This window comes from Marinobacter sp. E2, assembly GCF_055755345.1.
In genome coordinates this window covers 597963-620431 of the sequence record NZ_CM146911.1, presented here as the reverse complement: position 1 = coordinate 620431, position 22469 = coordinate 597963, and the positions used below count along the sequence as shown (strand labels likewise).

Annotated in this window: 16 protein-coding genes, 7 tRNA genes and 3 rRNA genes; 2 read left to right on the top strand and 24 right to left on the bottom strand. The window is 56.8% G+C overall.

The window, feature by feature from the left end; translation table 11 throughout:
- Nucleotides 1–162: 162 nt before the first annotated feature.
- The 23 genes from rplA to tyrS all read right to left on the bottom strand — a co-directional run bounded on the left by rplA (nucleotide 163) and on the right by tyrS (nucleotide 19194).
- On the bottom strand, nucleotides 163–861 hold the full coding sequence (gene rplA / locus AC0J1C_RS02770; protein ID WP_473045528.1) for a 50S ribosomal protein L1: 699 nt from the start codon (nucleotides 859–861) through the stop codon (nucleotides 163–165).
- 1 nt (nucleotide 862) lies between these two features.
- Complete coding sequence (gene rplK / locus AC0J1C_RS02765) at nucleotides 863–1294, bottom strand: 50S ribosomal protein L11 (protein ID WP_136633898.1); 432 nt, start codon at nucleotides 1292–1294, stop codon at nucleotides 863–865.
- A gap of 119 nt (nucleotides 1295–1413) precedes the next feature.
- Entirely contained in the window at nucleotides 1414–1947 is a 534-nt protein-coding gene (nusG, locus tag AC0J1C_RS02760; protein WP_473045527.1) for a transcription termination/antitermination protein NusG, read from the bottom strand.
- 12 nt (nucleotides 1948–1959) lie between these two features.
- Entirely contained in the window at nucleotides 1960–2328 is a 369-nt protein-coding gene (gene secE, locus AC0J1C_RS02755; RefSeq protein WP_091992437.1) for a preprotein translocase subunit SecE, read from the bottom strand.
- A 33-nt stretch (nucleotides 2329–2361) separates the two neighbouring features.
- Nucleotides 2362–2437: transfer RNA gene (locus AC0J1C_RS02750), tRNA-Trp, on the bottom strand.
- A 37-nt stretch (nucleotides 2438–2474) separates the two neighbouring features.
- The gene (gene tuf, locus AC0J1C_RS02745; protein WP_473045525.1) at nucleotides 2475–3671 is read right to left on the bottom strand and encodes an elongation factor Tu; all 1197 of its coding nucleotides are present in this window, start codon (nucleotides 3669–3671) and stop codon (nucleotides 2475–2477) included.
- Nucleotides 3672–3722: 51 nt separating this feature from the next.
- Nucleotides 3723–3798, bottom strand: a tRNA-Thr gene (locus tag AC0J1C_RS02740).
- A gap of 14 nt (nucleotides 3799–3812) precedes the next feature.
- Nucleotides 3813–3887 (bottom strand) — tRNA-Gly (locus AC0J1C_RS02735).
- Nucleotides 3888–3897: 10 nt separating this feature from the next.
- Nucleotides 3898–3982: transfer RNA gene (locus AC0J1C_RS02730), tRNA-Tyr, on the bottom strand.
- A 39-nt stretch (nucleotides 3983–4021) separates the two neighbouring features.
- Nucleotides 4022–4097 (bottom strand) — tRNA-Thr (locus tag AC0J1C_RS02725).
- A 31-nt stretch (nucleotides 4098–4128) separates the two neighbouring features.
- Nucleotides 4129–4803 (bottom strand): hypothetical protein, encoded by a 675-nt coding sequence (locus AC0J1C_RS02720; protein ID WP_473045524.1) that lies wholly within the window; start codon nucleotides 4801–4803, stop codon nucleotides 4129–4131.
- A complete protein-coding gene (locus tag AC0J1C_RS02715; protein ID WP_473045523.1) occupies nucleotides 4800–5531 on the bottom strand; it encodes a type III pantothenate kinase in 732 nt (243 codons plus the stop codon). Before AC0J1C_RS02715 ends, AC0J1C_RS02720 begins: the two co-directional genes overlap by 4 nt.
- Entirely contained in the window at nucleotides 5528–6493 is a 966-nt protein-coding gene (locus AC0J1C_RS02710; RefSeq protein WP_473045522.1) for a biotin--[acetyl-CoA-carboxylase] ligase, read from the bottom strand. Before AC0J1C_RS02710 ends, AC0J1C_RS02715 begins: the two co-directional genes overlap by 4 nt.
- A 98-nt stretch (nucleotides 6494–6591) precedes the next feature.
- Nucleotides 6592–8997 carry a DUF6160 family protein gene (locus AC0J1C_RS02705; protein WP_473045520.1) on the bottom strand — a complete coding sequence of 802 codons (2406 nt, stop codon included), beginning with the start codon at nucleotides 8995–8997 and terminating at the stop codon, nucleotides 6592–6594.
- Nucleotides 8998–9010: 13 nt separating this feature from the next.
- Nucleotides 9011–9487, bottom strand: coding sequence for a hypothetical protein (locus tag AC0J1C_RS02700; protein WP_473045519.1), 477 nt, complete (start codon nucleotides 9485–9487; stop codon nucleotides 9011–9013).
- Nucleotides 9488–9555: 68 nt separating this feature from the next.
- Nucleotides 9556–10635 (bottom strand): hypothetical protein, encoded by a 1080-nt coding sequence (locus tag AC0J1C_RS02695; protein ID WP_473045518.1) that lies wholly within the window; start codon nucleotides 10633–10635, stop codon nucleotides 9556–9558.
- A 10-nt stretch (nucleotides 10636–10645) separates the two neighbouring features.
- A complete protein-coding gene (locus AC0J1C_RS02690) occupies nucleotides 10646–11845 on the bottom strand; it encodes a DUF6160 family protein (RefSeq protein WP_473045517.1) in 1200 nt (399 codons plus the stop codon).
- 229 nt (nucleotides 11846–12074) lie between these two features.
- Nucleotides 12075–12189 (bottom strand): 5S ribosomal RNA (rrf, locus tag AC0J1C_RS02685).
- A gap of 105 nt (nucleotides 12190–12294) precedes the next feature.
- Nucleotides 12295–15187, bottom strand: a 23S ribosomal RNA gene (locus AC0J1C_RS02680).
- Between the two features lie 327 nt (nucleotides 15188–15514).
- Nucleotides 15515–15590 (bottom strand) — tRNA-Ala (locus tag AC0J1C_RS02675).
- Between the two features lie 222 nt (nucleotides 15591–15812).
- Nucleotides 15813–15889, bottom strand: a tRNA-Ile gene (locus AC0J1C_RS02670).
- An 89-nt stretch (nucleotides 15890–15978) separates the two neighbouring features.
- Nucleotides 15979–17518, bottom strand: a 16S ribosomal RNA gene (locus tag AC0J1C_RS02665).
- The 16S, 23S and 5S rRNA genes sit together here with 2 tRNA genes alongside, the layout of an rRNA operon.
- 473 nt (nucleotides 17519–17991) lie before the next feature.
- On the bottom strand, nucleotides 17992–19194 hold the full coding sequence (tyrS, locus tag AC0J1C_RS02660) for a tyrosine--tRNA ligase (protein ID WP_473045515.1): 1203 nt from the start codon (nucleotides 19192–19194) through the stop codon (nucleotides 17992–17994).
- A gap of 304 nt (nucleotides 19195–19498) precedes the next feature.
- On the opposite strand from tyrS, the gene AC0J1C_RS02655 reads away from it, so the two are divergent.
- Nucleotides 19499–20914: an OapA family protein gene (locus AC0J1C_RS02655; protein WP_473045513.1), complete on the top strand. Its 1416-nt coding sequence runs from the start codon at nucleotides 19499–19501 to the stop codon at nucleotides 20912–20914.
- 5 nt (nucleotides 20915–20919) lie between these two features.
- On the top strand, nucleotides 20920–22017 hold the full coding sequence (locus AC0J1C_RS02650) for an anhydro-N-acetylmuramic acid kinase (protein ID WP_473045512.1): 1098 nt from the start codon (nucleotides 20920–20922) through the stop codon (nucleotides 22015–22017).
- Nucleotides 22018–22075: 58 nt separating this feature from the next.
- On the opposite strand, the gene erpA is transcribed toward AC0J1C_RS02650, so the two are convergent.
- Complete coding sequence (gene erpA, locus AC0J1C_RS02645; RefSeq protein WP_375192467.1) at nucleotides 22076–22429, bottom strand: iron-sulfur cluster insertion protein ErpA; 354 nt, start codon at nucleotides 22427–22429, stop codon at nucleotides 22076–22078.
- Nucleotides 22430–22469: the final 40 nt, after the last annotated feature.

Below are 22469 nucleotides of genomic sequence, written 5' to 3'. Positions count from 1 at the left end.
GCGGGACGCCTAACGGTGTTTGGGTTCAGAGAGAACGTCGTCACACCGTCTGCGCAGGCGTTGCTTTAACCCTTGTGGTGCTCCGAAGAGCACCTCGGGGGCCTGCGGTCTTTGACAGCCTTGGCTTCCGCCCAGACTACAAAGCAACTACCGTTCAGAGGATCAGATAGCCAGACCGCTCTGATCGATAGTCAGGCCAGGACCCATAGTCGAAGAAATGGTGATCTTTTTCAGATACACCCCTTTCGCCGACGACGGCTTGGCCTTTTTCAGGTCTGCAATCAGAGCTTCAAGGTTTTCCTTGATGTTCTGAGCAGAAAACTCAACGTTGCCCAGCGGGGCGTGGATGATGCCGTTCTTGTCGGTGCGGTAACGAACCTGACCCGCCTTGGCGTTCTTGACCGCAGTCTCAACGTCCGGAGTCACAGTGCCCACCTTCGGGTTCGGCATCAGGCCACGGGGACCAAGAATCTGGCCCAGCTGACCAACGACACGCATGGCATCCGGAGTGGCGATAACCACGTCGAAGTCCATGTTGCCTTTTTTGACTTCGTCCGCCAGATCATCCATACCAACCACGTCTGCACCGGCAGCGGTGGCTTTCTCGGCATTGGCACCCTGGGTGAACACAGCAACACGAACCGTCTTGCCGGTACCGTGCGGCAGCACAGTGCTGCTACGTACAACCTGGTCGGATTTACGCGCGTCAACACCCAGGTTGACAGCAACGTCTACGGATTCCTTGAACTTGACGCTCTGGCCCAGCTCAACCAGCAGCGCAACCGCTTCATCTACGGAGTAGGAACGGGTGGAATCAACCTTTTCACGAATAAGCTTCTGACGCTTGCTCAGCTTTGCCATGTTACAGGCCCTCCACGTTCAGGCCCATGCTGCGGGCTGTTCCGGCAATAGTGCGAACCGCTGCGTCCATATCGGCAGCCGTCAGATCCGGCTCCTTGGTCTTGGCGATTTCTTCGAGCTGGGCACGGGTCACGGTACCAACCTTGTCGGTATTCGGACGACCAGAGCCGCTCTTGATGCCAGCTGCCTTCTTCAGCAGAACCGGCGCAGGCGGAGTCTTGGTGATGAAGGTGAAGCTGCGGTCACTGTATACGGTGATCACGGTCGGAATCGGCAGACCAGGCTCCATGTCCTGGGTCTGGGCGTTAAACGCCTTGCAGAATTCCATGATGTTGACACCGCGCTGACCCAGCGCCGGACCAACGGGGGGACTCGGGTTGGCCTTACCGGCAGCAACCTGAAGCTTGATGTACGCTTCAATTTTCTTTGCCATGTTTCATCTCCTGTGGGTTCTAACGCCTTTCGGCTCCCCGGTTTTACACAACTGCCATTAGCAGACACAAAAAGCCCGCGTCGCCTGGGCGCGCGAGCTTTCAGATTTCCTGTTGCCTGTCAGTCCTTCTCGACCTGACCAAACTCCAGCTCTACCGGAGTGGACCGGCCGAAGATCAGAACAGCAACCTTCACACGACTCTTGTCGTAGTCGACTTCTTCCACAACGCCATTGAAGTCTGCAAACGGACCTTCAATAACGCGTACAATCTCGCCCGGCTCAAACAGCGTCTTCGGCTTGGGCTTGTCAGCACCACTCTCTACCCGACGAAGAATGGCTTCCGCCTCTTTCTCGGTGATCGGCGCAGGCTTGTCCTTGGTACCACCAATAAAGCCAAGAACGCGCGGCGTGTTTTTCACAAGGTGCCATGTCGCATCGTCCATTTCCATCTGGACCAATACGTACCCCGGATAGAACTTGCGCTCGCTCTTGCGCTTCTTGCCTTCGCGCATTTCGACGACTTCCTCGGTCGGAACCAGGATCTCGCCAAACTTGTCTTCCATGCCATTGAGCGCAACACGCTCTTTCAGAGTGCGCATTACGTGCTTTTCGAAGCCAGAATACGCATGAACGACGTACCAGCGCTTAGCCATTGCCCACTCCTGTTAACCGATGAACCCGGCGACCAGCCAGCTGATCAGTGAATCCATGCCCCACAGAATCAGAGCCACGACCAGCACGAACACCACCACAATAACGGTGGTCTGCACGAGCTCAGGCCTGGTGGGCCATACCACTTTCCGGATCTCTACTCTTGCTTCTTTCAGCAGGGTCGCAAAACGGCGACCCCGATCGGTCTGCAACGCCACCAGGGCGGCAACGATCGCAAGAGCCACTAGAGCCAGAACCCGATACAGCAGAGACTCGGCACTGAAATACTGATTACCCACCACGCCGGCAGCAATCAGAACGAAAACAACCAGCCACTTCAGGAAATCGAAACGGCTGGTTGACTGAACGGCTTTTGACTCCATAGGAATCAGCTTATGTATCCGGATGTTAAAAAATGGCAGGCCAGGAGGGAATCGAACCCCCAACCTGCGGTTTTGGAGACCGCTGCTCTGCCAATTGAGCTACTGGCCTGCACCGAAACAACTCAGCGCACTTACTATCGAGCGATTTACTCGATGATCTTGGAGACCACGCCGGCACCTACGGTACGGCCGCCTTCACGAATCGCGAAGCGCAGGCCATCTTCCATGGCGATCGGGGCGATCAGGGTAACACTCATCTTCACGTTGTCACCCGGCATTACCATCTCAACACCTTCCGGCAGCTCGCAAGAACCGGTCACGTCAGTGGTCCGGAAGTAGAACTGCGGACGGTAGCCCTTGAAGAACGGGGTATGACGACCACCTTCTTCCTTGGACAGCACGTACACTTCGCACTCGAACTTGGTGTGCGGCTTGATGGAGCCCGGCACACACAGAACCTGACCACGCTCAACGTCGTCACGCTTGGTGCCACGCAGCAGCGCACCGATGTTCTCACCCGCACGACCTTCGTCGAGCAGCTTGCGGAACATCTCAACACCGGTACAGGTGGTCTTCTGGGTGTCACGAATACCAACGATCTCAACTTCGTCGCCAGTCTTCAGGATGCCACGCTCAACACGACCGGTTACTACGGTACCACGGCCAGAGATAGAGAAGACGTCCTCGATCGGCATCAGGAACGGCTGATCGATCGCACGCTCAGGCTCAGGGATGTAAGAGTCCAGGGCTTCTACCAGCTTCTTAACAGCGGTAGTACCCATCTCGTTGTCGTCCTTACCTTCCAGCGCCATCAGCGCGGAACCGGTAACGATCGGAGTATCGTCGCCCGGGAAGTCGTACTGGCTCAGCAGGTCACGAACTTCCATCTCTACCAGCTCAAGCAGCTCTTCATCGTCTACCATGTCCGCTTTGTTCAGGAACACAACGATGTAAGGTACGCCAACCTGACGGGACAGCAGGATGTGCTCACGGGTCTGCGGCATGGGGCCGTCAGCTGCGGAGCAAACCAGGATAGCGCCGTCCATCTGCGCCGCACCAGTGATCATGTTCTTCACATAGTCAGCGTGGCCCGGGCAGTCTACGTGGGCGTAGTGACGAGTCGGGGAATCGTACTCAACGTGAGACGTCGCGATGGTGATACCACGCGCACGCTCTTCCGGGGCGTTATCGATCTGGTCAAACGCACGGCTCTCACCAGTACCGAACACTTCGTGACATACACGAGTCAGGGCAGCTGTCAGAGTGGTCTTACCATGGTCTACGTGACCAATGGTGCCCACGTTCAAGTGCGGCTTATTACGTTCAAACTTAGACTTAGACATTTGACCAATCTCCCTAATCAACCAGGACCGTAACGTTGACCGGATAAATAGTGGAGCTCATGGGCGGATTTGAACCGCCGACCTCACCCTTACCAAGGGTGTGCTCTACCGACTGAGCTACATGAGCATTACAAACCAAATTGGAGCGGGCAGCGGGAATCGAACCCGCGTCATCAGCTTGGAAGGCTGAGGTAATAGCCACTATACGATGCCCGCGAGCAATTAGTGGTGGAGGGGGCAGGATTCGAACCTGCGAAGGCGATGCCGTCAGATTTACAGTCTGATCCCTTTGGCCACTCGGGAACCCCTCCGAGTCGAGCTTGCTCACACAAACCCGGCAAAACTTAAAGTGGAGCTGGCGGACGGAATCGAACCCCCGACCTGCTGATTACAAGTCAGCTGCTCTACCAACTGAGCTACGCCAGCTCACATTCGCCTCGTCAGCGAGGGCGGTATACTACGGATTTTTTTCTGGCGTTGCAACACCTTCACAAGGCTCGATTTCCACGAAATCGAATTTGCTTCCATAATCCGCTTTGACCGCCTGAACCAGTTCCTCGGCGAGTTCCGGTTCCGCCTCAAAAGAGAGCGCGTAGCTTATCTGATTTCGAGGGAAGTTGACCAGTACCGCATTAAGATTCTGACGCTTTTTTTCTTCCAGCACGGAAATTGCAGACTCACGGGACTCGAAAAGACCCAGGGAAATGGCGTTACGGTTCTCGCCCTCGGTAACCAGGTAGGAATCAATGCCCCGGCGCTGGATGTCCCGGAACTGGCGCAGGGCCACCTCGGGCGGTTGCGGCGGGATGATGACCCAGTGCAGTGGCGGTAACTCCCGCTCCACCTCGTCAACACGAAATCCCGCCTCCGAGGCCAATGGCTGATTATCCACCAACCTCTGGGCCTGCTGGGCGGAGGGCAGCCAGCCGAGGCGTACACAGGAATTGCTGGCAGAGACCTCTGGCACCTGCTCGCTCGCAAGGTTGTTTTCCGGAGTTCCGGCCTTGAGGCTGGCAACGCGGGGCAGCGTGCCACTGGCAACCCTGGAAACTCCGACGGAGGGACCAAGGAAATCGGGAAGGGTATAAAGCAGAACGCTGACAGCCAGCAAAGTTGCAGCCACCCACCTCATTCTGCCGCGTCCTCAGCATCAATGGCACGCAGGCCAGCAAATACCAGATCCGGGTGAAGTGTACCGGTCAGACCCAGACCGATCAGCCGACCCGCATCGCCTCCGGTCACAAGTATATCCCTCAGACCCAGGGTACGGGCGTCTGACTGCACCCGTTCAACCATGGCCCCTGACAACCAGGCAAGTCCGTGGTTGACACACTCTCCAGTAGACCTGCCAGGTGCAGTTTCAAGTACCTGCTCCGGGTCAAACCAGATGCGGGCTGCATCATTCTGCAGGCTACGCACCATCATTCGAAGGCCGGGAAGGATATAGCCACCCAGGTGCTGCCCCTGGGCATCAACGTAGTCAACGGTGACCGCACTGCCGGCGTCAACGACCGCAAAGCCGTTCTTGTGGGAGAGCCAGGCCCCGTACATGGCGTGCCATCGGTCGGCGCCCATGCGGGCAACTTCCTGATAGGCATTCCGCAGCCCGCCCCGGCCGGCCTCTGCCCAGTAAAACCGGGCGGGTGTCGGGCACAGATCTGCCAGACTGGCAGCCAGTTGTTCGCGCCTGGCTTCGGAGGCAACCGTCGATACCACAATGCCGCTGATGGCAGGCCGGTCTTCAAGACCCTCAAGGTGGACCTGATCCTCGAGAACACCAGTGCCGGACCGGGTGACCTTGCCACTGTCTTCGAGACACCACTTGAGCCGGGTGTTGCCAGCATCAATGAACAGCTTCATTTTGCCACCCGAAGGCTTATTTCTCCGGCTCGCACCGGCACAATGCCGTTCGCGGTCTGTATTTGATAATTGCCGGCCTCATCGATTCCGACACCGCTGCCTTCGAGATCACCGCCCCGCGCCTGGAGAGGCTGACCTTTGAAGATATCCCGCTTTTGCCAGGGCGCCCGGAAATCACGGAAGCCGGAGTCGGTAAAGATCGGCAATGCATCCAGTATCGCATCAATAACCGCTGCGCCGATGCGGTTGCGGGACCAGTCGACCTCCGGGCAGGCACGATCCAGACTGCTCCAGGGCTGATCAACGCCATCCACCCTGTCCATGTGGACATTCAGACCAATGCCGGCGATGACCTGAACCACCCCTTCCTCCAGTTCGCCCTGAAGCTCAACAAGAATGCCGCCAAGCTTGCCATCGGGCAGGAAGATGTCGTTCGGCCATTTCAGGCCGATGCTGGGTACACCCAATCCCTCGAGGGCATTGGCCACCGCCACACCCAGCACCAGGCTCAGCCCATCGAGCACACCAAACCCGCCGTGGAACGTCAGCCCCATGCTCAGGTAGAGATTCTCGCCGCGGGGGCTCTGCCAGACCCTACCACGGCGGCCACGCCCGGCGGTCTGGCAATCAGCAATAACCACCGGCATGCCGGTACCCCGACGACCAATCTGGCGGATCACCTCGGCATTGGTGGAATCAACCTCGTCCAGTACGGTCAGTGCCAGCTGCTTCTGGTGAGACGGGGAAAGCTCCTGGAGAATGACCTCGCGATCGAGAAGGTCGACCCGGGATACCAGCTGATAACCACGGCCACGAACCGTCGCCACTTCGACCCCTTCGTCCATGGCGCGCCGGATCTGTTTCCAGACCGCTGTGCGACTGACACCCAGCTGTGCGGCAAGGGATTCTCCCGAATGGATCTCACCGTCACTGAGTAGCTCTATAAGTGCCCTGGATTTCATATCGCCGATCCCGCCAAAACATGGGTAAGGCCGGATTAAACACCAGGGCGCCGAAAAAAACAAAGGCGACCGGCGTTTTGCCAGGAGCCCCCAGACCCTCAGGGAATCGGGGTGGCGGTGAGGTTTGCCCGGATATCAACGTTCTGCAGCTTCACACCATAGATCGCTGTCTGGACACCGCCGGTCGGGTGCACCAGATCAATGTTGGAGATGGACAGTTCACGGAATTGCGTCCGGGCGCCCACGGCAAACCCCAGGGGGCGGTTGTCGATGTCCTGGCCAGTTGGATTGGCGACGTAGCGGTAGCCGGCAGCGGCTGCACTGTCCATGATCTTTTCATCACCCCGGTTGCCGGAGACACCCAGGGCATCCACACCATCGGACTTCTTGACCACCCGCGTCTGGTAAACGTCGACAGATAGATCGGTGCGAACGCCGAACTGATTGTCATCGATGCCGTCACCGTCGAAATCGCCGCCGTCGCTGGTATGAATGTCATCCAGCAGCAGTTGGGTCCCCGTGCCGTTGATCGGCTGACCTGTGCCGTCAACACGCCGGTTGGTCTCCCAGGTGAGGGCATTCTTCCGGTTGTTATTCTCGGCCTTGGCGTAGATTTGTGTCATACGCACAGTCAGCCCTTCCTCGCCGCGGTTTTCCCATACGCCGCCGGACGCTTCGCACACGGCCGCGCTGCCTCCGACACCCCCCGCACAAACTTCACCGGCGCCGCCCGGGATGAGGGTCATGCTGCTGCCTTTTTCGTATTTCTGGAGCACGACACGGCCGAAACTCTCGCCTGAGTCCTTGTCGCCGACCCGAAGGTTGCCGATGTCCATGGTGCTCCACGCTTCGCCGGTGACCAGCTCCAGCCCCTCCTCGGTGACATCAATGGTCATATCCCGCACGTGGCCATCGTAGCTCAGGTCACTCAGCCACAACCCCTTCTGGGAAATTTCGCCACTCCCCTCATCATAGGGCGCCGCGATGATGGCCGCCTTGCCGTCTCGTATACGAACATCAGAATTGACGGTAAGCCCCTCGCCGCTCGCGCCTCCGGCGCCCAGTGTCAGGTGTCCGTCCAGCTCAAACTCGTACGCCGGATAAAACCCCAGCGCCAGCAGCAATTCAGTGCCGCCCTGAAGCGGCGCATCCTCGCTGCCAACCCGCAGGCCGTTGATGCGGTAACCCGCCTGCACGCCCTCGAAGCCAATACGAAGGCCATCATAGAACCGGGTATTGTTGACCATAGCCTCACGGGTGACATTTACCGTTAAATCCCCCCTGCCCCAGGACTGCAGCCCACTGAATATGATGCGATTACCGTCCTCGATGTAGCTCAGGTCAGCCAACTGAAGACTCCACTCCGTGGCCAGTCGAAGACCCTGCGGGCCTGCGTCCGGGTGGCCGCCTCCCTGCAGGTAGATAGCGTTGGTGTAAGTGCGACCATCGAAGACCTGATCAGCCATGAGAAAACTGATATTCACCTGGCCCAGGCTGCGGCCCGCGGCTCCCACCTGCACAGCCCCGATCGCAAGGTTGCCTTCGAGAGAACCCAGGGTCAGCGCCAATGCCGGGCGATTCTTCCAGTCGCGGGCCACGTCCAACCTCAGATCGTCAATGCGGTAAGCGCCGGTGATTTCCTGGAATGCCAGCGCGTGGCCATCGTCCCGGTAGATAAAGGAGGCAGTGTGAATCTCGGTCTTGTTATCGATCCGTAACCCCTCACCTGCGCGGCCTCCGGGGGTAATGGCCGTGCGTGACGAAAGCTCGTACTCGCCGCTGAGGCTGCCATAGCTGGACAACGCGAGGCCGCTGTCGGCATCCGTGCTGACCCCGTGGTTGCGGGGATTGTTACTGTAGCGAATCGCACCGACCTGCCAGTCAGCCACCACTCGCGGCGCCTGGAGTATCAGCGACTCATCCACCACATCCAGGGTTACACCCAACGCCTCTACCGACATCGTTATGTCATCCAGGAAGAACTCGTTCCCATTGGTTCGGTAACCCAGCCTGCCGCCTGTCATGGTGTAGGCAGAGTCAAAGGTATAGCCGGCGCCGCCAACGGCTCCGCCCGGTCGGATGTTGAGATAACCATCCAGGGAGTGATCAAAAAAGACGCCACCCATACTGAGTCCCGGCGCCCCGGCCAGCCGGATGTCACCGAACTCGATCCGGCGGTCCTCCACCAGGTAATCGAGATTCAGCGAAGCGTCCCCCTGGATATCCACTTTGATGCGGTGGGCCGCGGCTTTATTGGGGTCGACCGCGGATCCAATGCGAAAATCTTCCAGATAGATGGCCTTGCCATCGTCCACATAGGCGATACTCCGGGCGTTCGCGTTCAGATCGAGCTCGATCGTCAAGCCGCTCTGCCCACTGATGCCAGCCATAGTCTGGTCATCCAGCTGTTTCAACTCAGCTGAAGCGCTCGCCACCATCGACAGGCAGGCCACGCCAACGGCGAAGATGACCATTGACTGCGAAGACTTTCCTGAATCTGCCATCTTCGTTCACCCCCTATGGCTGACCTGCTGGAAATACCAGCAGGTTGCCTTCCATGATCACCGCACCCCGCATTTCCACCGAGAAGATGTCGGTTTGCTGGAATCCCGGGTCGGTCGGGCGCGGCGTGCTGCTCGCTCCGATCTTGAACCGGACATCGTTGAAACGGACCGTATTCGGAAGGCCCAGCTCCAGTACATCGCTGTCGAACAACTCCCCATCGCCCCCGAAGCCCGAATCCACGTTTCGAACCCTGAGGGTCAGACCCTCAAACGAAAAGTTGCCCCGAATCTCGTCCAGCACCACCCACCCGCCGCCTTCCTTTAGCTGGTAGGCAAACCGGGCGCCACATTTCTTGTTCGCATCATCGCAGCGGCCGAAATAGCTGTTCTCCACGGGGCCACCCATTTCATTAATGCTGATGTCTCCAGACAGATAGATGCCGCCCTGACCGGAAATGTCCGAGAGCGCCTCGTCAGCCAGACTGGCCATTTCAGCCGAAGCCGATGAACTGCTCACTAACAACAGGACTAAAGCGGGGAGTACACCTGGATGCATGGTCATGGCGCCAGGTCTCTGGTCTTGATGTTCAGGTGCTGGATAAGCATGCCCTGAACCCGAGCCGATCCGAAATCCCGATCGCCCACGCTGAAATTGCCGATTCGCAGGTTGCTGCGAAACTCGGGGTTGGTGTAGTAGGACTCGTAAAAATCCCAGGCTTCGCTGTCGCTGCTCTCCCGCCCACCATCCGGGCCGATAGTGCCAGGCACTGGCCGGGTAATCGCGGCAACCTCCAGAACAAAATTTCCGGTGCCGTCCACATCAAAGAACACCGGCTGCAGCTGGTTGCCAATGGCAAGCTCGAGAGCGAAGTTGGTCATCAGAATCCGGGATCCACAGCTGGACCCGTCCTGGGAACAGGCGTTGATGGACAATTCCGGGGAGTAGAGATTCAGCTTGAACTGGCCCACCATCTGGCGCCGGTCATTGTCGCCCCACAAGCGCAGGTAACTGCCATCGATGACCGCGCTCCTGGCGTGGATATTGATGTTGGCCGAGCGATCATCGCCCACGGCGACATTCATCTGCATGCCAATGTCGGCTCGTTCGCCAATATACTCGGCCGTCGCAGGCCGACTGGCGCAGGTGCCAGACCCCGCACCAGCAGCCGGATCCAGACAGTCGAAACCCTGACCGGCAGCCAGCTTGGAGGAGGTGGCCAGTTCCAGTACAGCCTTTCCCGGAATACCGATGCCATCCCCATCCACCACATCGATTCGCCACGGATTGATTAACCTGCCGAGATTCACCGGACCCAGGTTCTGGCCGTAGTCACTGTTGCTTCCGGAGATGTAGAGATGATTGACGGTGATATCCACGTCACGTCCATCGGTACTCTTGATCCCGGCGATCCGGAAAATCCTCGCTTGTTCGCCGGCGGCGTTCGGTGCATCGGTGCCGTGGGAAAATTTGAAGTTTTCCAGAACCAGCCCGATGCCCGCGCCATCGATCTCAGCCATCTCCTCTTCTGCAAGGCCCTGAAGCTCTGCCTGTGCGGTGAACGGCAACAACAGAACGAGCAGAACGGAGACCAGGGGTGGAACGCCTGCGCTTTGACAACCGATCATCGCTTTGGCCATGACGAACTCCTCAGAACAGACCCTTGCCACGGTCAATGTACTCCGTGCGATACCGTTGGGTGCCGTAAAGAGCCTCATTGAGGTTGACCTCGGTAGCGCCGTTGGGAATGTTGAAAAACGCGCCGGAAGTCGCCTTGATGAAATCCTCCGGCGACAGGTTCGACTTGCGAACGTCCTCGAGCCACTCCAGGTCCTTGGTCTGGAATGAGATAAAGGCACCATCCGCAGGACCGGTTATCCGCCGCTCCCCGTTAACCTCACCGACTTCTCCAACCGGGAAACTGTTGTAGATATCCAGGTCGAAGCAGGAGTCGATACCCAGTACCAGGCAGTCTTCCGCGTACACATAGATGTCACCGCCCGAGCAGCTGAAAAACGAACAGTCCGGGACTTCGATCCGGGAGCTCGATCCCCAGCCAATCAGGTTCTTCACCGACCAGCGGGTAAAACCGCTGGCACCCTCGAGAACAAAGCGCTCACCGTCCGGAATGCCGATGTACTCCGCACGGACCGGGTCCAGCGAGCCAATATTCGGATCGCCTTCGGCGCCGTACACCAGTTCGGCCTTGGTAGAAAGTGGGCTACCGCTCTCGAGCAGGGGGGTCAGCAGAACGATAACTTGGTCAAAGAAGTTGCCGCTGGAACTGGCCTGGCTCAAACCCTCGCCCCGATCAATGATGTCGACGTTGACGTTGCCAGTCAGCGTTTCGATCTTGCCGGAGAGAACACCCATGGCTTCTCCGAAGCCGAATCGGAATCCCACGACTTCTTCGGTGGTCTGGTCGAAGGCGAATTCCAGGTAAGGGTTCTGGATGGAGAAGGGCACTATCTCGCCTTCCGCGTAAGCGGTGCCGTCCGGCTTTCGTTGGCGCGGTGCTTTAGGGTTTGCGTCGAAATAGGCCTGGTTATTGATGTAGCCGAGCGCGAAATCCTCGATATACACGTCGGAGGTTCCAGGCTTCTCACCCTCACGGTCGTAACGCCCCAACTCCAGGACGTCTACGTTGGTCTGGATGTCGATATCCATGCCCAGGTTTACGCGGGTATAAGCGGTGTTGTTGGTGCTGTCGGGATGATACTGACGGTCAACGGATACAAATGCCTGACCGGTCACCTCCGACATCTGCTTGTCGGTGATGGGACGCAGATCGGCCTGTACTGACGCGCTGAAAGCAGGCAGCAGAACAATGAGAGAAAGAACTTTACTCATAGCCATGTCTCACTGACGCCGGATTGTTTTTATTCACGGCGAATTAATGATGGCTGATGAGTGTCTCTGAGACTGGCTTGCTGAAGCTTTTATTATTGGCCAGTTCTTTTACAGGACATTAACGCTTGTTACAGATTGTCACTGTGCGCAGCGTCATAGTTTTGAGATTTCTCAAATTCCGGCAATAAAAAACCCCAGCATCGGGGATGCTGGGGTTTTGGTATTAGGAGCCTGACGATGACCTACTCTCACATGGGCAACGCCACACTACCATCGGCGCTGGTCTGTTTCACTTCTGAGTTCGGGATGGGATCAGGTGGTTCCAGACCGCTATGGTCGTCAGGCAAAACGGTTGATCACTGGGGGACGGGATAGAGTGTGATAGTGATTTCGTATGAGCGAGGCTTTCGCGTCGCTGTTGCGTTATCCGCAATTGTCTTGGGTGTTATATAGTCAAGCCGCACGAGCAATTAGTACCGGTTAGCTCAACGCCTCGCAGCGCTTACACACCCGGCCTATCAACGTCCTGGTCTTGAACGGCTCTTCAGGGGCCTCGAGGGCCCGGGGAGATCTCATCTTGGAAGGGGCTTCCCGCTTAGATGCTTTCAGCGGTTATCCTGTCCGAACATAGCTACCGGGCAATGCCACTGGCGTGACAACCCGAACACCAGAGGTTCGTCCACTCCGGTCCTCTCGTACTAGGAGCAGCTTTCCTCAAATCTCCAACGTCCACGGCAGATAGGGACCGAACTGTCTCACGACGTTCTAAACCCAGCTCGCGTACCACTTTAAATGGCGAACAGCCATACCCTTGGGACCGGCTTCAGCCCCAGGATGTGATGAGCCGACATCGAGGTGCCAAACACCGCCGTCGATGTGAACTCTTGGGCGGTATCAGCCTGTTATCCCCGGAGTACCTTTTATCCGTTGAGCGATGGCCCTTCCATACAGAACCACCGGATCACTATGACCTACTTTCGTACCTGCTCGACGTGTCTGTCTCGCAGTCAAGCGGGCTTGTGCCATTACACTAACCGCACGATGTCCGACCGTGCTTAGCCCACCTTTGTGCTCCTCCGTTACGCTTTGGGAGGAGACCGCCCCAGTCAAACTACCCACCACACAGTGTCCTTATCCCCGATCAGGGGACGAAGTTAGAACCTCAAACATGTCAGGCTGGTATTTCAAGGTTGGCTCCACGAGAACTGGCGTTCCCGCTTCAAAGCCTCCCAGCTATCCTACACAAACATGCTCAAAGTTCACTGTGAAGCTATAGTAAAGGTTCACGGGGTCTTTCCGTCTAGCCGCGGATACACCGCATCTTCACGGCGATTTCAATTTCACTGAGTCTCGGGTAGAGACAGCGCCCCCATCGTTACGCCATTCGTGCAGGTCGGAACTTACCCGACAAGGAATTTCGCTACCTTAGGACCGTTATAGTTACGGCCGCCGTTTACCGGGGCTTCGATCAAGAGCTTCGCACGAGTGCTAACCCCATCAATTAACCTTCCGGCACCGGGCAGGCGTCACACCGTATACGTCCACTTTCGTGTTTGCACAGTGCTGTGTTTTTAATAAACAGTCGCAGGGGCCTGGTATCTTCGACTGGCTTCTGCTCAACCCGCGAGGGGCGTCACATACAACCAGCGTGCCTTCTCCCGAAGTTACGGCACCATTTTGCCTAGTTCCTTTACCCGAGTTCTCTCAAGCGCCTTGGTATTCTCTACCTGACCACCTGTGTCGGTTTGGGGTACGGTCTCGAATAGCCTGAAGCTTAGAAGATTTTCCTGGAAGCAGGGCATCAATGACTTCCCGCCCAATGGGCAGTCGTCGTCGCGTCTCGGGATTGTGGACCCGGATTTGCCTAAGTCCACTCCCTACATGCTTAAACCGGGACAACCGTCGCCCGGCTCACCTAGCCTTCTCCGTCTCTCCATCGCAGCTATCCAAGGTACGGGAATATTAACCCGTTTCCCATCGACTACACCTTTCGGTCTCGCCTTAGGGGCCGACTCACCCTGCGCCGATTAGCGTTGCGCAGGAACCCTTGGTCTTCCGGCGTGCGGGTTTTTCACCCGCATTGTCGTTACTCATGTCAGCATTCGCACTTCTGATACCTCCAGCATGCTTTACAACACACCTTCGCAGGCTTACAGAACGCTCCCCTACCCCGCATACAAAGTATGCAGCCGCAGCTTCGGTGACCAGTTTGAGCCCCGTTACATCTTCCGCGCAGGCCGACTCGACTAGTGAGCTATTACGCTTTCTTTAAAGGGTGGCTGCTTCTAAGCCAACCTCCTAGCTGTCTGAGCCTTCCCACATCGTTTCCCACTTAACTGGTACTTGGGGACCTTAGCTGGCGGTCTGGGTTGTTTCCCTCTTCACGACGGACGTTAGCACCCGCCGTGTGTCTCCCGGATAGTACTCACAGGTATTCGGAGTTTGCATCGGGTTGGTAAGTCGGGATGACCCCCTAGCCGAAACAGTGCTCTACCCCCTGTGGTATTCGTCCGAGGCGCTACCTAAATAGCTTTCGGGGAGAACCAGCTATCTCCGGGCTTGATTAGCCTTTCACTCCGATCCACAAGTCATCCCCTGGCTTTTCAACGACAGTGGGTTCGGTCCTCCAGTGCCTGTTACGGCACCTTCAACCTGCTCATGGATAGATCGCCCGGTTTCGGGTCTATGCCCAGCGACTAATTCGCCCTATTCAGACTCGGTTTCCCTACGGCTCCCCTAAACGGTTAACCTCGCCACTGAACATAAGTCGCTGACCCATTATACAAAAGGTACGCCGTCACAGAACAAGTCTGCTCCGACTGCTTGTACGCATACGGTTTCAGGGTCTATTTCACTCCCCTCACAGGGGTTCTTTTCGCCTTTCCCTCACGGTACTGGTTCACTATCGGTCAGTCAGGAGTATTTAGCCTTGGAGGATGGTCCCCCCATGTTCAGACAGGATACCACGTGTCCCGTCCTACTCGATTTCACTGAACTCAGGTTTCGGATACGGGGCTATCACCCACTATGGCGGCACTTTCCAGAGCCTTCTCCTACCAGTTGTTCAGCTTAAGGGCTGGTCCCCGTTCGCTCGCCGCTACTGAGGGAATCTCGGTTGATTTCTTTTCCTCGGGGTACTTAGATGTTTCAGTTCCCCCGGTTCGCCTCTTACACCTATGTATTCAGTGCAAGATACCGACCCGAAAGTCGGTGGGTTTCCCCATTCAGAGATGTCCGGATCACAGCTCGTTTGCCAGCTCCCCGAACCTTATCGCAGGCTTCCACGTCTTTCATCGCCTCTGACTGCCAAGGCATCCACCGTATGCGCTTAGTTGCTTGACTATATAACCCCAAGACAACTGATCACGAACTCACACTCATCACCAGGCAAGCCTGATTCCGAGGTACATTCGAGACAGTCGACTGAAGTCATACAACAACCACTTCAACGACAACACCGGATAACGCTTGAAATCGCTATCACTTTGAACATCTTCTCTCGGAGATAATGAGAGAAGAATGTTCGTTCTATCTCGTCCAATTTGTTAAAGAGCAAATCTGACCCAGTGATCAGAAAGAAGGGCTTCGAACGTCATCACGTTGAAACACTTGTTTCTGCACACTGCTAACCGCAGTTAGTCAGTTTAAAGCATCGATCGTTCAGGCGTTTGGTGGAGCTGAGCGGGATCGAACCGCTGACCTCCTGCGTGCAAGGCAGGCGCTCTCCCAACTGAGCTACAGCCCCAGAACTTGTCCAGCTTCCGTTACCCGTCGTTGCAGCATTCGTTCGCTTCGGTCATGACCCATCGAGGGTCACTCCCTTACTCACTCAAGCTGCGCCTAGGTTAACGAAACCTGTCCTGCGCTCTGCTATCGTCGGAAGACCAGGGTTTTACTGATCTAGGCGTCAAAGTGCGCCGCATAGCCTGCTATGCAAGTGCTTTGACAACGACGAGCAGTGAAATCCTGGTGGGTCTGGGTGGACTTGAACCACCGACCTCACCCTTATCAGGGGTGCGCTCTAACCACCTGAGCTACAGACCCAAAAACACGGGCCTGCAACGACCCTTTGCTCTCTTTATTAGCCAACCAAGTAATTCGTGTGGACTCTGACCGAAGCATTCGGCTTCGTTTAAGGAGGTGATCCAGCCGCAGGTTCCCCTACGGCTACCTTGTTACGACTTCACCCCAGTCATGAACCACACCGTGGTGATCGTCCTCCCGAAGGTTAGACTAACCACTTCTGGTGCAATCCACTCCCATGGTGTGACGGGCGGTGTGTACAAGGCCCGGGAACGTATTCACCGTGACATTCTGATTCACGATTACTAGCGATTCCGACTTCACGCAGTCGAGTTGCAGACTGCGATCCGGACTACGACGCGTTTTGTGAGATTGGCTCCCCCTCGCGGGTTTGCAGCCCTCTGTGCGCGCCATTGTAGCACGTGTGTAGCCCTGGCCGTAAGGGCCATGATGACCTGACGTCATCCCCACCTTCCTCCGGTTTGTCACCGGCAGTCTCCCTAGAGTTCTCAGCCGAACTGCTAGCAACTAGGGATAGGGGTTGCGCTCGTTACGGGACTTAACCCAACATCTCACGACACGAGCTGACGACGGCCATGCAGCACCTGTGTTTGGGTTCCCGAAGGCACCAATCCATCTCTGGAAAGTTCCCAACATGTCAAGGCCAGGTAAGGTTCTTCGCGTTGCGTCGAATTAAACCACATGCTCCACCGCTTGTGCGGGCCCCCGTCAATTCATTTGAGTTTTAACCTTGCGGCCGTACTCCCCAGGCGGTCAACTTAGTGCGTTAGCTGCGCCACTAAGACTTCAAGAGTCCCAACGGCTAGTTGACATCGTTTACGGCGTGGACTACCAGGGTATCTAATCCTGTTTGCTCCCCACGCTTTCGCACCTCAGTGTCAGTGTTGGTCCAGGTAGCCGCCTTCGCCACTGGTGTTCCTTCCTATATCTACGCATTTCACCGCTACACAGGAAATTCCACTACCCTCTACCACACTCTAGCCTGACAGTTCGAAATGCCGTTCCCAGGTTAAGCCCGGGGCTTTCACATCTCGCTTATCAAACCACCTACGCGCGCTTTACGCCCAGTAATTCCGATTAACGCTTGCACCCTCCGTATTACCGCGGCTGCTGGCACGGAGTTAGCCGGTGCTTCTTCTGTGAGTAACGTCAAGCCTCATGGGTATTAACCAGAAGGTTTTCCTCCTCACTGAAAGTGCTTTACAACCCGAAAGCCTTCTTCACACACGCGGCATGGCTGGATCAGGGTTGCCCCCATTGTCCAATATTCCCCACTGCTGCCTCCCGTAGGAGTTCGGGCCGTGTCTCAGTCCCGATGTGGCTGATCATCCTCTCAGACCAGCTACGGATCGTCGCCTTGGTAGGCCTTTACCCCACCAACTAGCTAATCCGACATAGGCTCATCCAATAGCGCAAGGTCCGAAGATCCCCTGCTTTCCCCCAAAGGGCGTATGCGGTATTAATCCGGGTTTCCCCGGGCTATCCCCCACTACTGGGCAGATTCCTATGCATTACTCACCCGTCCGCCGCTCGTCAGCGGGGTGCAAGCACCCCCTGTTACCGCTCGACTTGCATGTGTTAAGCCTGCCGCCAGCGTTCAATCTGAGCCATGATCAAACTCTTCAGTTTAAATCATACTGAGATCCGAAGATCCCAAAATCATGCTCAAGACAAAACTCAATTTCGACGAGTCACTGTCCTGATATTTCGTATCCGAAATACCTCGGCCAGCGCCCACACGAATTACTTGGTTAACTTTTTAAAGAGCGTTGAGCCTCTGCTCAATCAAGGCCGCGTATTCTACATCGTTGCGCCGCCTTGTCAACCGTTTATTTTTTCGTTGTTTTCCGTCTCCGGAAAGCGCCGAAAAATCACCCGGCTTACTGCTTGATTCGAGGCGCGCATTCTACAGCGAATTGCTTGCCTGTCAACTGCTTTATAAAGAAATCAAAAACTTATTTTCTTCAAGACATTCAAACAGTTATCTCTCGAATTTTGCGCTGCCTTGGCGGTGCTCCCCTCGAAAGAGATGCGCATTCTACAGAGCTGCCCGAGGGTGTCAACGGCGATTCTGAAAAAATCTCAAAATCGCCCCTAATCGATCAAACAGTGATCAGAACCCGAGCAATCTTCTTCTTGCCCGCCTGGATGACACAATCATCGCCCTCTGCGAACATCCGGTCGCCTTCGAACTTCTCGCCGTCCACGAAAACGGCACCGCGCCCCAGGACGTCCCTGGCCGCCGCGCCATTCTTTACCAGACCAGCCAAACGAAGCACCGCGGCCATCGGGATTTCTGACTGACCATCCAGCGACACCTCAACGGTCGGCACGTTTTCCGGTATTTCGCCGAGCGCCACCCGATTACCGGCTGACTTGTGAGCGGTTCTCGCTGCTTCTTCATCATGGAAGCGGGTAATGATTTCTTCCGCGAGCAACTTTTTGTAGTCCTGGGGATTGGCGCCGCCAGCCACGGCCTTGCGGAATTCGTCTACCTCTGCAAGCGGCCGGAAGCTCAGCAGCTCGAAGTAGCGCCACAGGAGATCGTCCGGCATGGACAGTAACTTGGTGTACATTTCGCCGGGCGAATCGTTGACGCCTACATAATTGCCCAGGGACTTGGACATCTTCTGGACACCATCAAGGCCTTCCAGAATCGGCATCGTCAGTATTACCTGAGGCGACTGGCCATAGTGCTTCTGAAGAATACGCCCCATCAGGAGATTGAATTTCTGGTCGGTACCGCCAAGCTCAACATCCGCTTCCATGGCGACGGAGTCATACCCCTGGACGAGGGGGTAAAGAAATTCGTGAATGGCAATCGCCTGCTCAGCCCGGTAGCGCTTGGTGAAGTCATCCCGCTCAAGCATTCGGGCAACCGTATACTGGCCGGCCAGCTTGATCATATCGGCGGCGCTCATCTTGCTCATCCAGTCGGAGTTGAACATCACGCGGGTTTTCTCGGGATCAAGGATCTTGAACACCTGCTCCTTATAGCTCACCGCGTTCTCGGCGACCTGCTGCTCTGTCAGAGGAGGACGCGTGGCGCTTTTACCGGTGGGATCACCAATCATGCCGGTGAAATCACCAATCAGGAACATGACCTCGTGCCCCAGATCCTGGAACTGGCGAAGCTTGTTGATCAGGACGGTGTGGCCAAGGTGCAAATCCGGAGCCGTCGGATCGAAGCCCGCCTTGATCCGCAGTGGACGACCTTCCTTCAACTTCTTGATGAGCTCTTCTTCCGGGATGAGCTCGTCTACGCCGCGTTTGATTATCGCCAACGCTTCATCAATGGATGCCATGAACAACACGTCCCCGTTTTGGTTCTGCAAAGATTCGGTTGGTTACAGAGATCAACAAAAGAAATCTGTGAGTTACCTGCCGCCCTGTTACAGTGAAATGACCAGATTTTGATCAACGCGGATCCGACAGGGCGGCGTAGTATAGCAATGCCGTCGCCAGAAATCCGGAAGCCGGGGCAGCAACGGTAATGTTCGACGCTGTCCCGCGCGCTTTTTATACGGTAATCTGTTGGACTATACTTGAACAACAGCTTTAATTAGGTAGTACAACCTACCGGAATGCCGATTAAAACGGGTGCGACACGTGCTGAAAATGTTTCCGAAAACCCACATCACCATTGCTGCCGGAGTAACGGTTGTTGTCACCGCCGCTATTTTAATGAGTCCCAGCAGCAACGTCGAAGCCAAGCGAATGTCTTACGCGCTGGACCTTGAACAGGGCACGGTATCCTCAACACAGCCGGAGCCGGTTCAGCAGGACACCGCCGCAGCTCCGCTGCCCGAGAAGACCGCAGCAGAACCGTCCCCTACCAAAAAAGCGACAGACGCTGTGGCGGTTGCCTCCCCGGTAAAACAAACTGCTGAACCTGAGGTACCGGCAGCACCCAGGCTTGAGTGGCAAACCTACGCCATCAAGTCCGGGGATACGCTCTCGTCGCTGTTCAAGAAGGCCGGATTCAATGATGGCATCATGCTGTCGGTCATTCACGGCAAGGGCGAAGCAGAGAAACTGCAGCGCCTGTACGCTGGTGAAACCATTCGCTTTGCCACCACCGAAGATGGCAATCTGGCTGGCGTGGACCTGCAGCGGAACCTGCTTGAAACCCTGAAAATCCGCAAAGAGGTTGACACCTACACGGGTGAGACAGAAGTACGCAAGCCTGAGGCCAGACCGGCGTTCGCTTCCGGCACCATCGATGGCTCACTTTATCTGGCTGCCCGGGAGGCAGGCCTGAACGATCGCCTCACAATGGAACTGGCCGGCATTTTCGGTTGGGATATCGACTTTGTTTATGACGTGCGCAAAGGCGACCAGTTTGAGGTGGTATACGAAGAGCTCTACCTCGACGGCGAGAAGTTCGACACCGGCCGCATCCTCTCGGCCCGATTCGTCAATCGGGGCGAGGAGAACATCGCCCTTCTTTACACCGACAGCAACGGCGACAGTGATTACTATGCACCGGACGGCAAGAGCATGCGCAAAGCGTTTTTGCGTACGCCTATTAATGCCCGGGTTTCCTCTCCCTTTAACCTTCAGCGCCGCCATCCGGTGCTGGATGTCGTTCGCCCTCATGAGGGGACCGATTACGCAGCGCCTCCCGGGACCCCGATCAAGGCCGCTGGCTCAGGTCGGGTGAAGTTTGCCGGGTGGAAAGGCGGTTACGGTCGCACCGTCATTCTCCAGCATGGTGACAACATCACTACCCTTTATGCCCATATGAGCCGATTGGGCAAAGGCATCAAGAACGGCACCCGGGTAAAACAGGGGCAGACTATTGGCCACGTGGGCTCATCCGGCATGGTCACCGGCCCCCACCTGCACTACGAGTTCCGACTGAACGGAGCGCCGCGTAACTCCAGAACCGTGAAACTGCCGGACGCCAAGCCGATTCCCTCCGCGGAGATGGCCCGCTTCAAAAAGTTCACGGAGCAGCGACTGGCCCAGTTCGACGTTTTCCGGGAGAGCTACCAGCAGCTGGCCCTTGCGGCAGACGACTGACGATCATGGAGGCCTGGATCGGGCTCATGTCCGGCACCAGCATGGATGGCATTGATGCCGTGCTGGTGTCCTTCAATGGCCGGCACAGCCATATCATCAGCTCACACACCGAACCTTATCCGGACGCTGTCAGGCACCGGTTGCTGTCGGCCAGCCAGAATCAGGCCGCTCCGGATGAACTGGGCGAACTGGACACCCTCACAGGAAGCCTGTTCGCCCAGGCGGCAACCGAGGTCATCCGCAAGGGCGAGATTTCACCCTCATCCGTCAGGGCCATTGGCAGCCACGGCCAGACCATACGCCACCAGCCCTCGGGCGCCTCGCCCTTCACCATTCAGATTGGCAATCCCGCCCTCATTTCGGAAGCCACCGGCATTACCACCGTGGCGGACTTCCGCAGGAGAGACATGGCCTCAGGCGGCCAGGGCGCTCCGCTGGTACCCGCGTTCCACAAGGCCTTTTTCAGCTCGGACTCCGAGGATCGCTGCCTTCTTAACCTGGGCGGTATCGCCAACATTACCTGGTTACCGGCAGACCCGACATTGCCAGTGGTCGGCTTCGATACCGGCCCCGCCAATGCCCTGATGGACGCCTGGTGCCTCGACCAGACCGGCCTGCCCTTCGATTCGGAAGGGCACTGGGCGAAAGAGGGAAATGTTGACAGCGACCTGCTGACTGACATGCTGTCGGACGCATACTTTTCGCGTAAACCACCGAAAAGCACAGGTAAAGAGCGCTTCAATCTCGACTGGGTGAAAACCCTCGCAGGCAGACATCCCGACACTCCGGCCGAAAACATCCAGCGAACCCTGCTGCAGCTCACCGTTGCAAGCGTCGCCAATCAGTTACCCAAACAGGGGGGCTTCCGACTGTATGTCTGCGGAGGTGGAACCCGGAACCCTGTGCTTATGGAAGAGCTTGGCAAAGCGCTGCCTGACACCCGTTTGACGCTTACGTCAGAACTGGGGCTGGACCCGCAACTGGTTGAGCCGGTGGCCTTCGCATGGCTGGCAAAACAGGCCCTGGAAGGACAACCCGGGAACCTGCCAGACGTGACCGGAGCAAAAGGGCCAAGAATACTCGGAGCAATCTACCCGGCTTGAATTCGCAAAGTTTGCCGATTTGGGGAGGGTTGGGTGGCCCTGGCCACCCGGGGGAACATCAGATGGAGAAGGAGCTGCCACACCCGCAGGTCGAGCTGGCATTGGGGTTCTGCACGACAAACTGCGACCCCTGGAGACCTTCCTGATAGTCGATGGTGGCACCCACCAGGTATTGATAACTCATCGGGTCCACCAGCAAAGACACGCCATCGCGCTCAACAACCGTGTCTTCTTCATCCTGGGCCTCGTCAAACGAAAAGCCATACTGGAATCCGGAACAGCCACCGCCGGTTACGAACACCCGGAGCTTGAGGTTGGTGTTCTCTTCCTCCTCGATCAGCTCACGGACCTTGGCAACGGCGCTGTCACTGAAGAACAGCGGTGTCGCTATCTGTTGCTGGACTGCACTCAACTCTGCCTCCGGAAATTCCCCAACTGTCTGGCCGATTATG

Coding starts and splice junctions, on each gene's coding strand:
- rplA (WP_473045528.1), bottom strand. CDS start 861: ATGGCAAAGCTGAGCAAGCGTCAGAAGCTTATTCGTGAAAAGGTTGAT.
- rplK (WP_136633898.1), bottom strand. CDS start 1,294: ATGGCAAAGAAAATTGAAGCGTACATCAAGCTTCAGGTTGCTGCCGGT.
- nusG (WP_473045527.1), bottom strand. CDS start 1,947: ATGGCTAAGCGCTGGTACGTCGTTCATGCGTATTCTGGCTTCGAAAAG.
- secE (WP_091992437.1), bottom strand. CDS start 2,328: ATGGAGTCAAAAGCCGTTCAGTCAACCAGCCGTTTCGATTTCCTGAAG.
- tuf (WP_473045525.1), bottom strand. CDS start 3,671: ATGTCTAAGTCTAAGTTTGAACGTAATAAGCCGCACTTGAACGTGGGC.
- AC0J1C_RS02720 (WP_473045524.1), bottom strand. CDS start 4,803: ATGAGGTGGGTGGCTGCAACTTTGCTGGCTGTCAGCGTTCTGCTTTAT.
- AC0J1C_RS02715 (WP_473045523.1), bottom strand. CDS start 5,531: ATGAAGCTGTTCATTGATGCTGGCAACACCCGGCTCAAGTGGTGTCTC.
- AC0J1C_RS02710 (WP_473045522.1), bottom strand. CDS start 6,493: ATGAAATCCAGGGCACTTATAGAGCTACTCAGTGACGGTGAGATCCAT.
- AC0J1C_RS02705 (WP_473045520.1), bottom strand. CDS start 8,997: ATGGCAGATTCAGGAAAGTCTTCGCAGTCAATGGTCATCTTCGCCGTT.
- AC0J1C_RS02700 (WP_473045519.1), bottom strand. CDS start 9,487: ATGGCCAGTCTGGCTGACGAGGCGCTCTCGGACATTTCCGGTCAGGGC.
- AC0J1C_RS02695 (WP_473045518.1), bottom strand. CDS start 10,635: ATGGCCAAAGCGATGATCGGTTGTCAAAGCGCAGGCGTTCCACCCCTG.
- AC0J1C_RS02690 (WP_473045517.1), bottom strand. CDS start 11,845: ATGAGTAAAGTTCTTTCTCTCATTGTTCTGCTGCCTGCTTTCAGCGCG.
- tyrS (WP_473045515.1), bottom strand. CDS start 19,194: ATGGCATCCATTGATGAAGCGTTGGCGATAATCAAACGCGGCGTAGAC.
- AC0J1C_RS02650 (WP_473045512.1), top strand. CDS start 20,920: ATGGAGGCCTGGATCGGGCTCATGTCCGGCACCAGCATGGATGGCATT.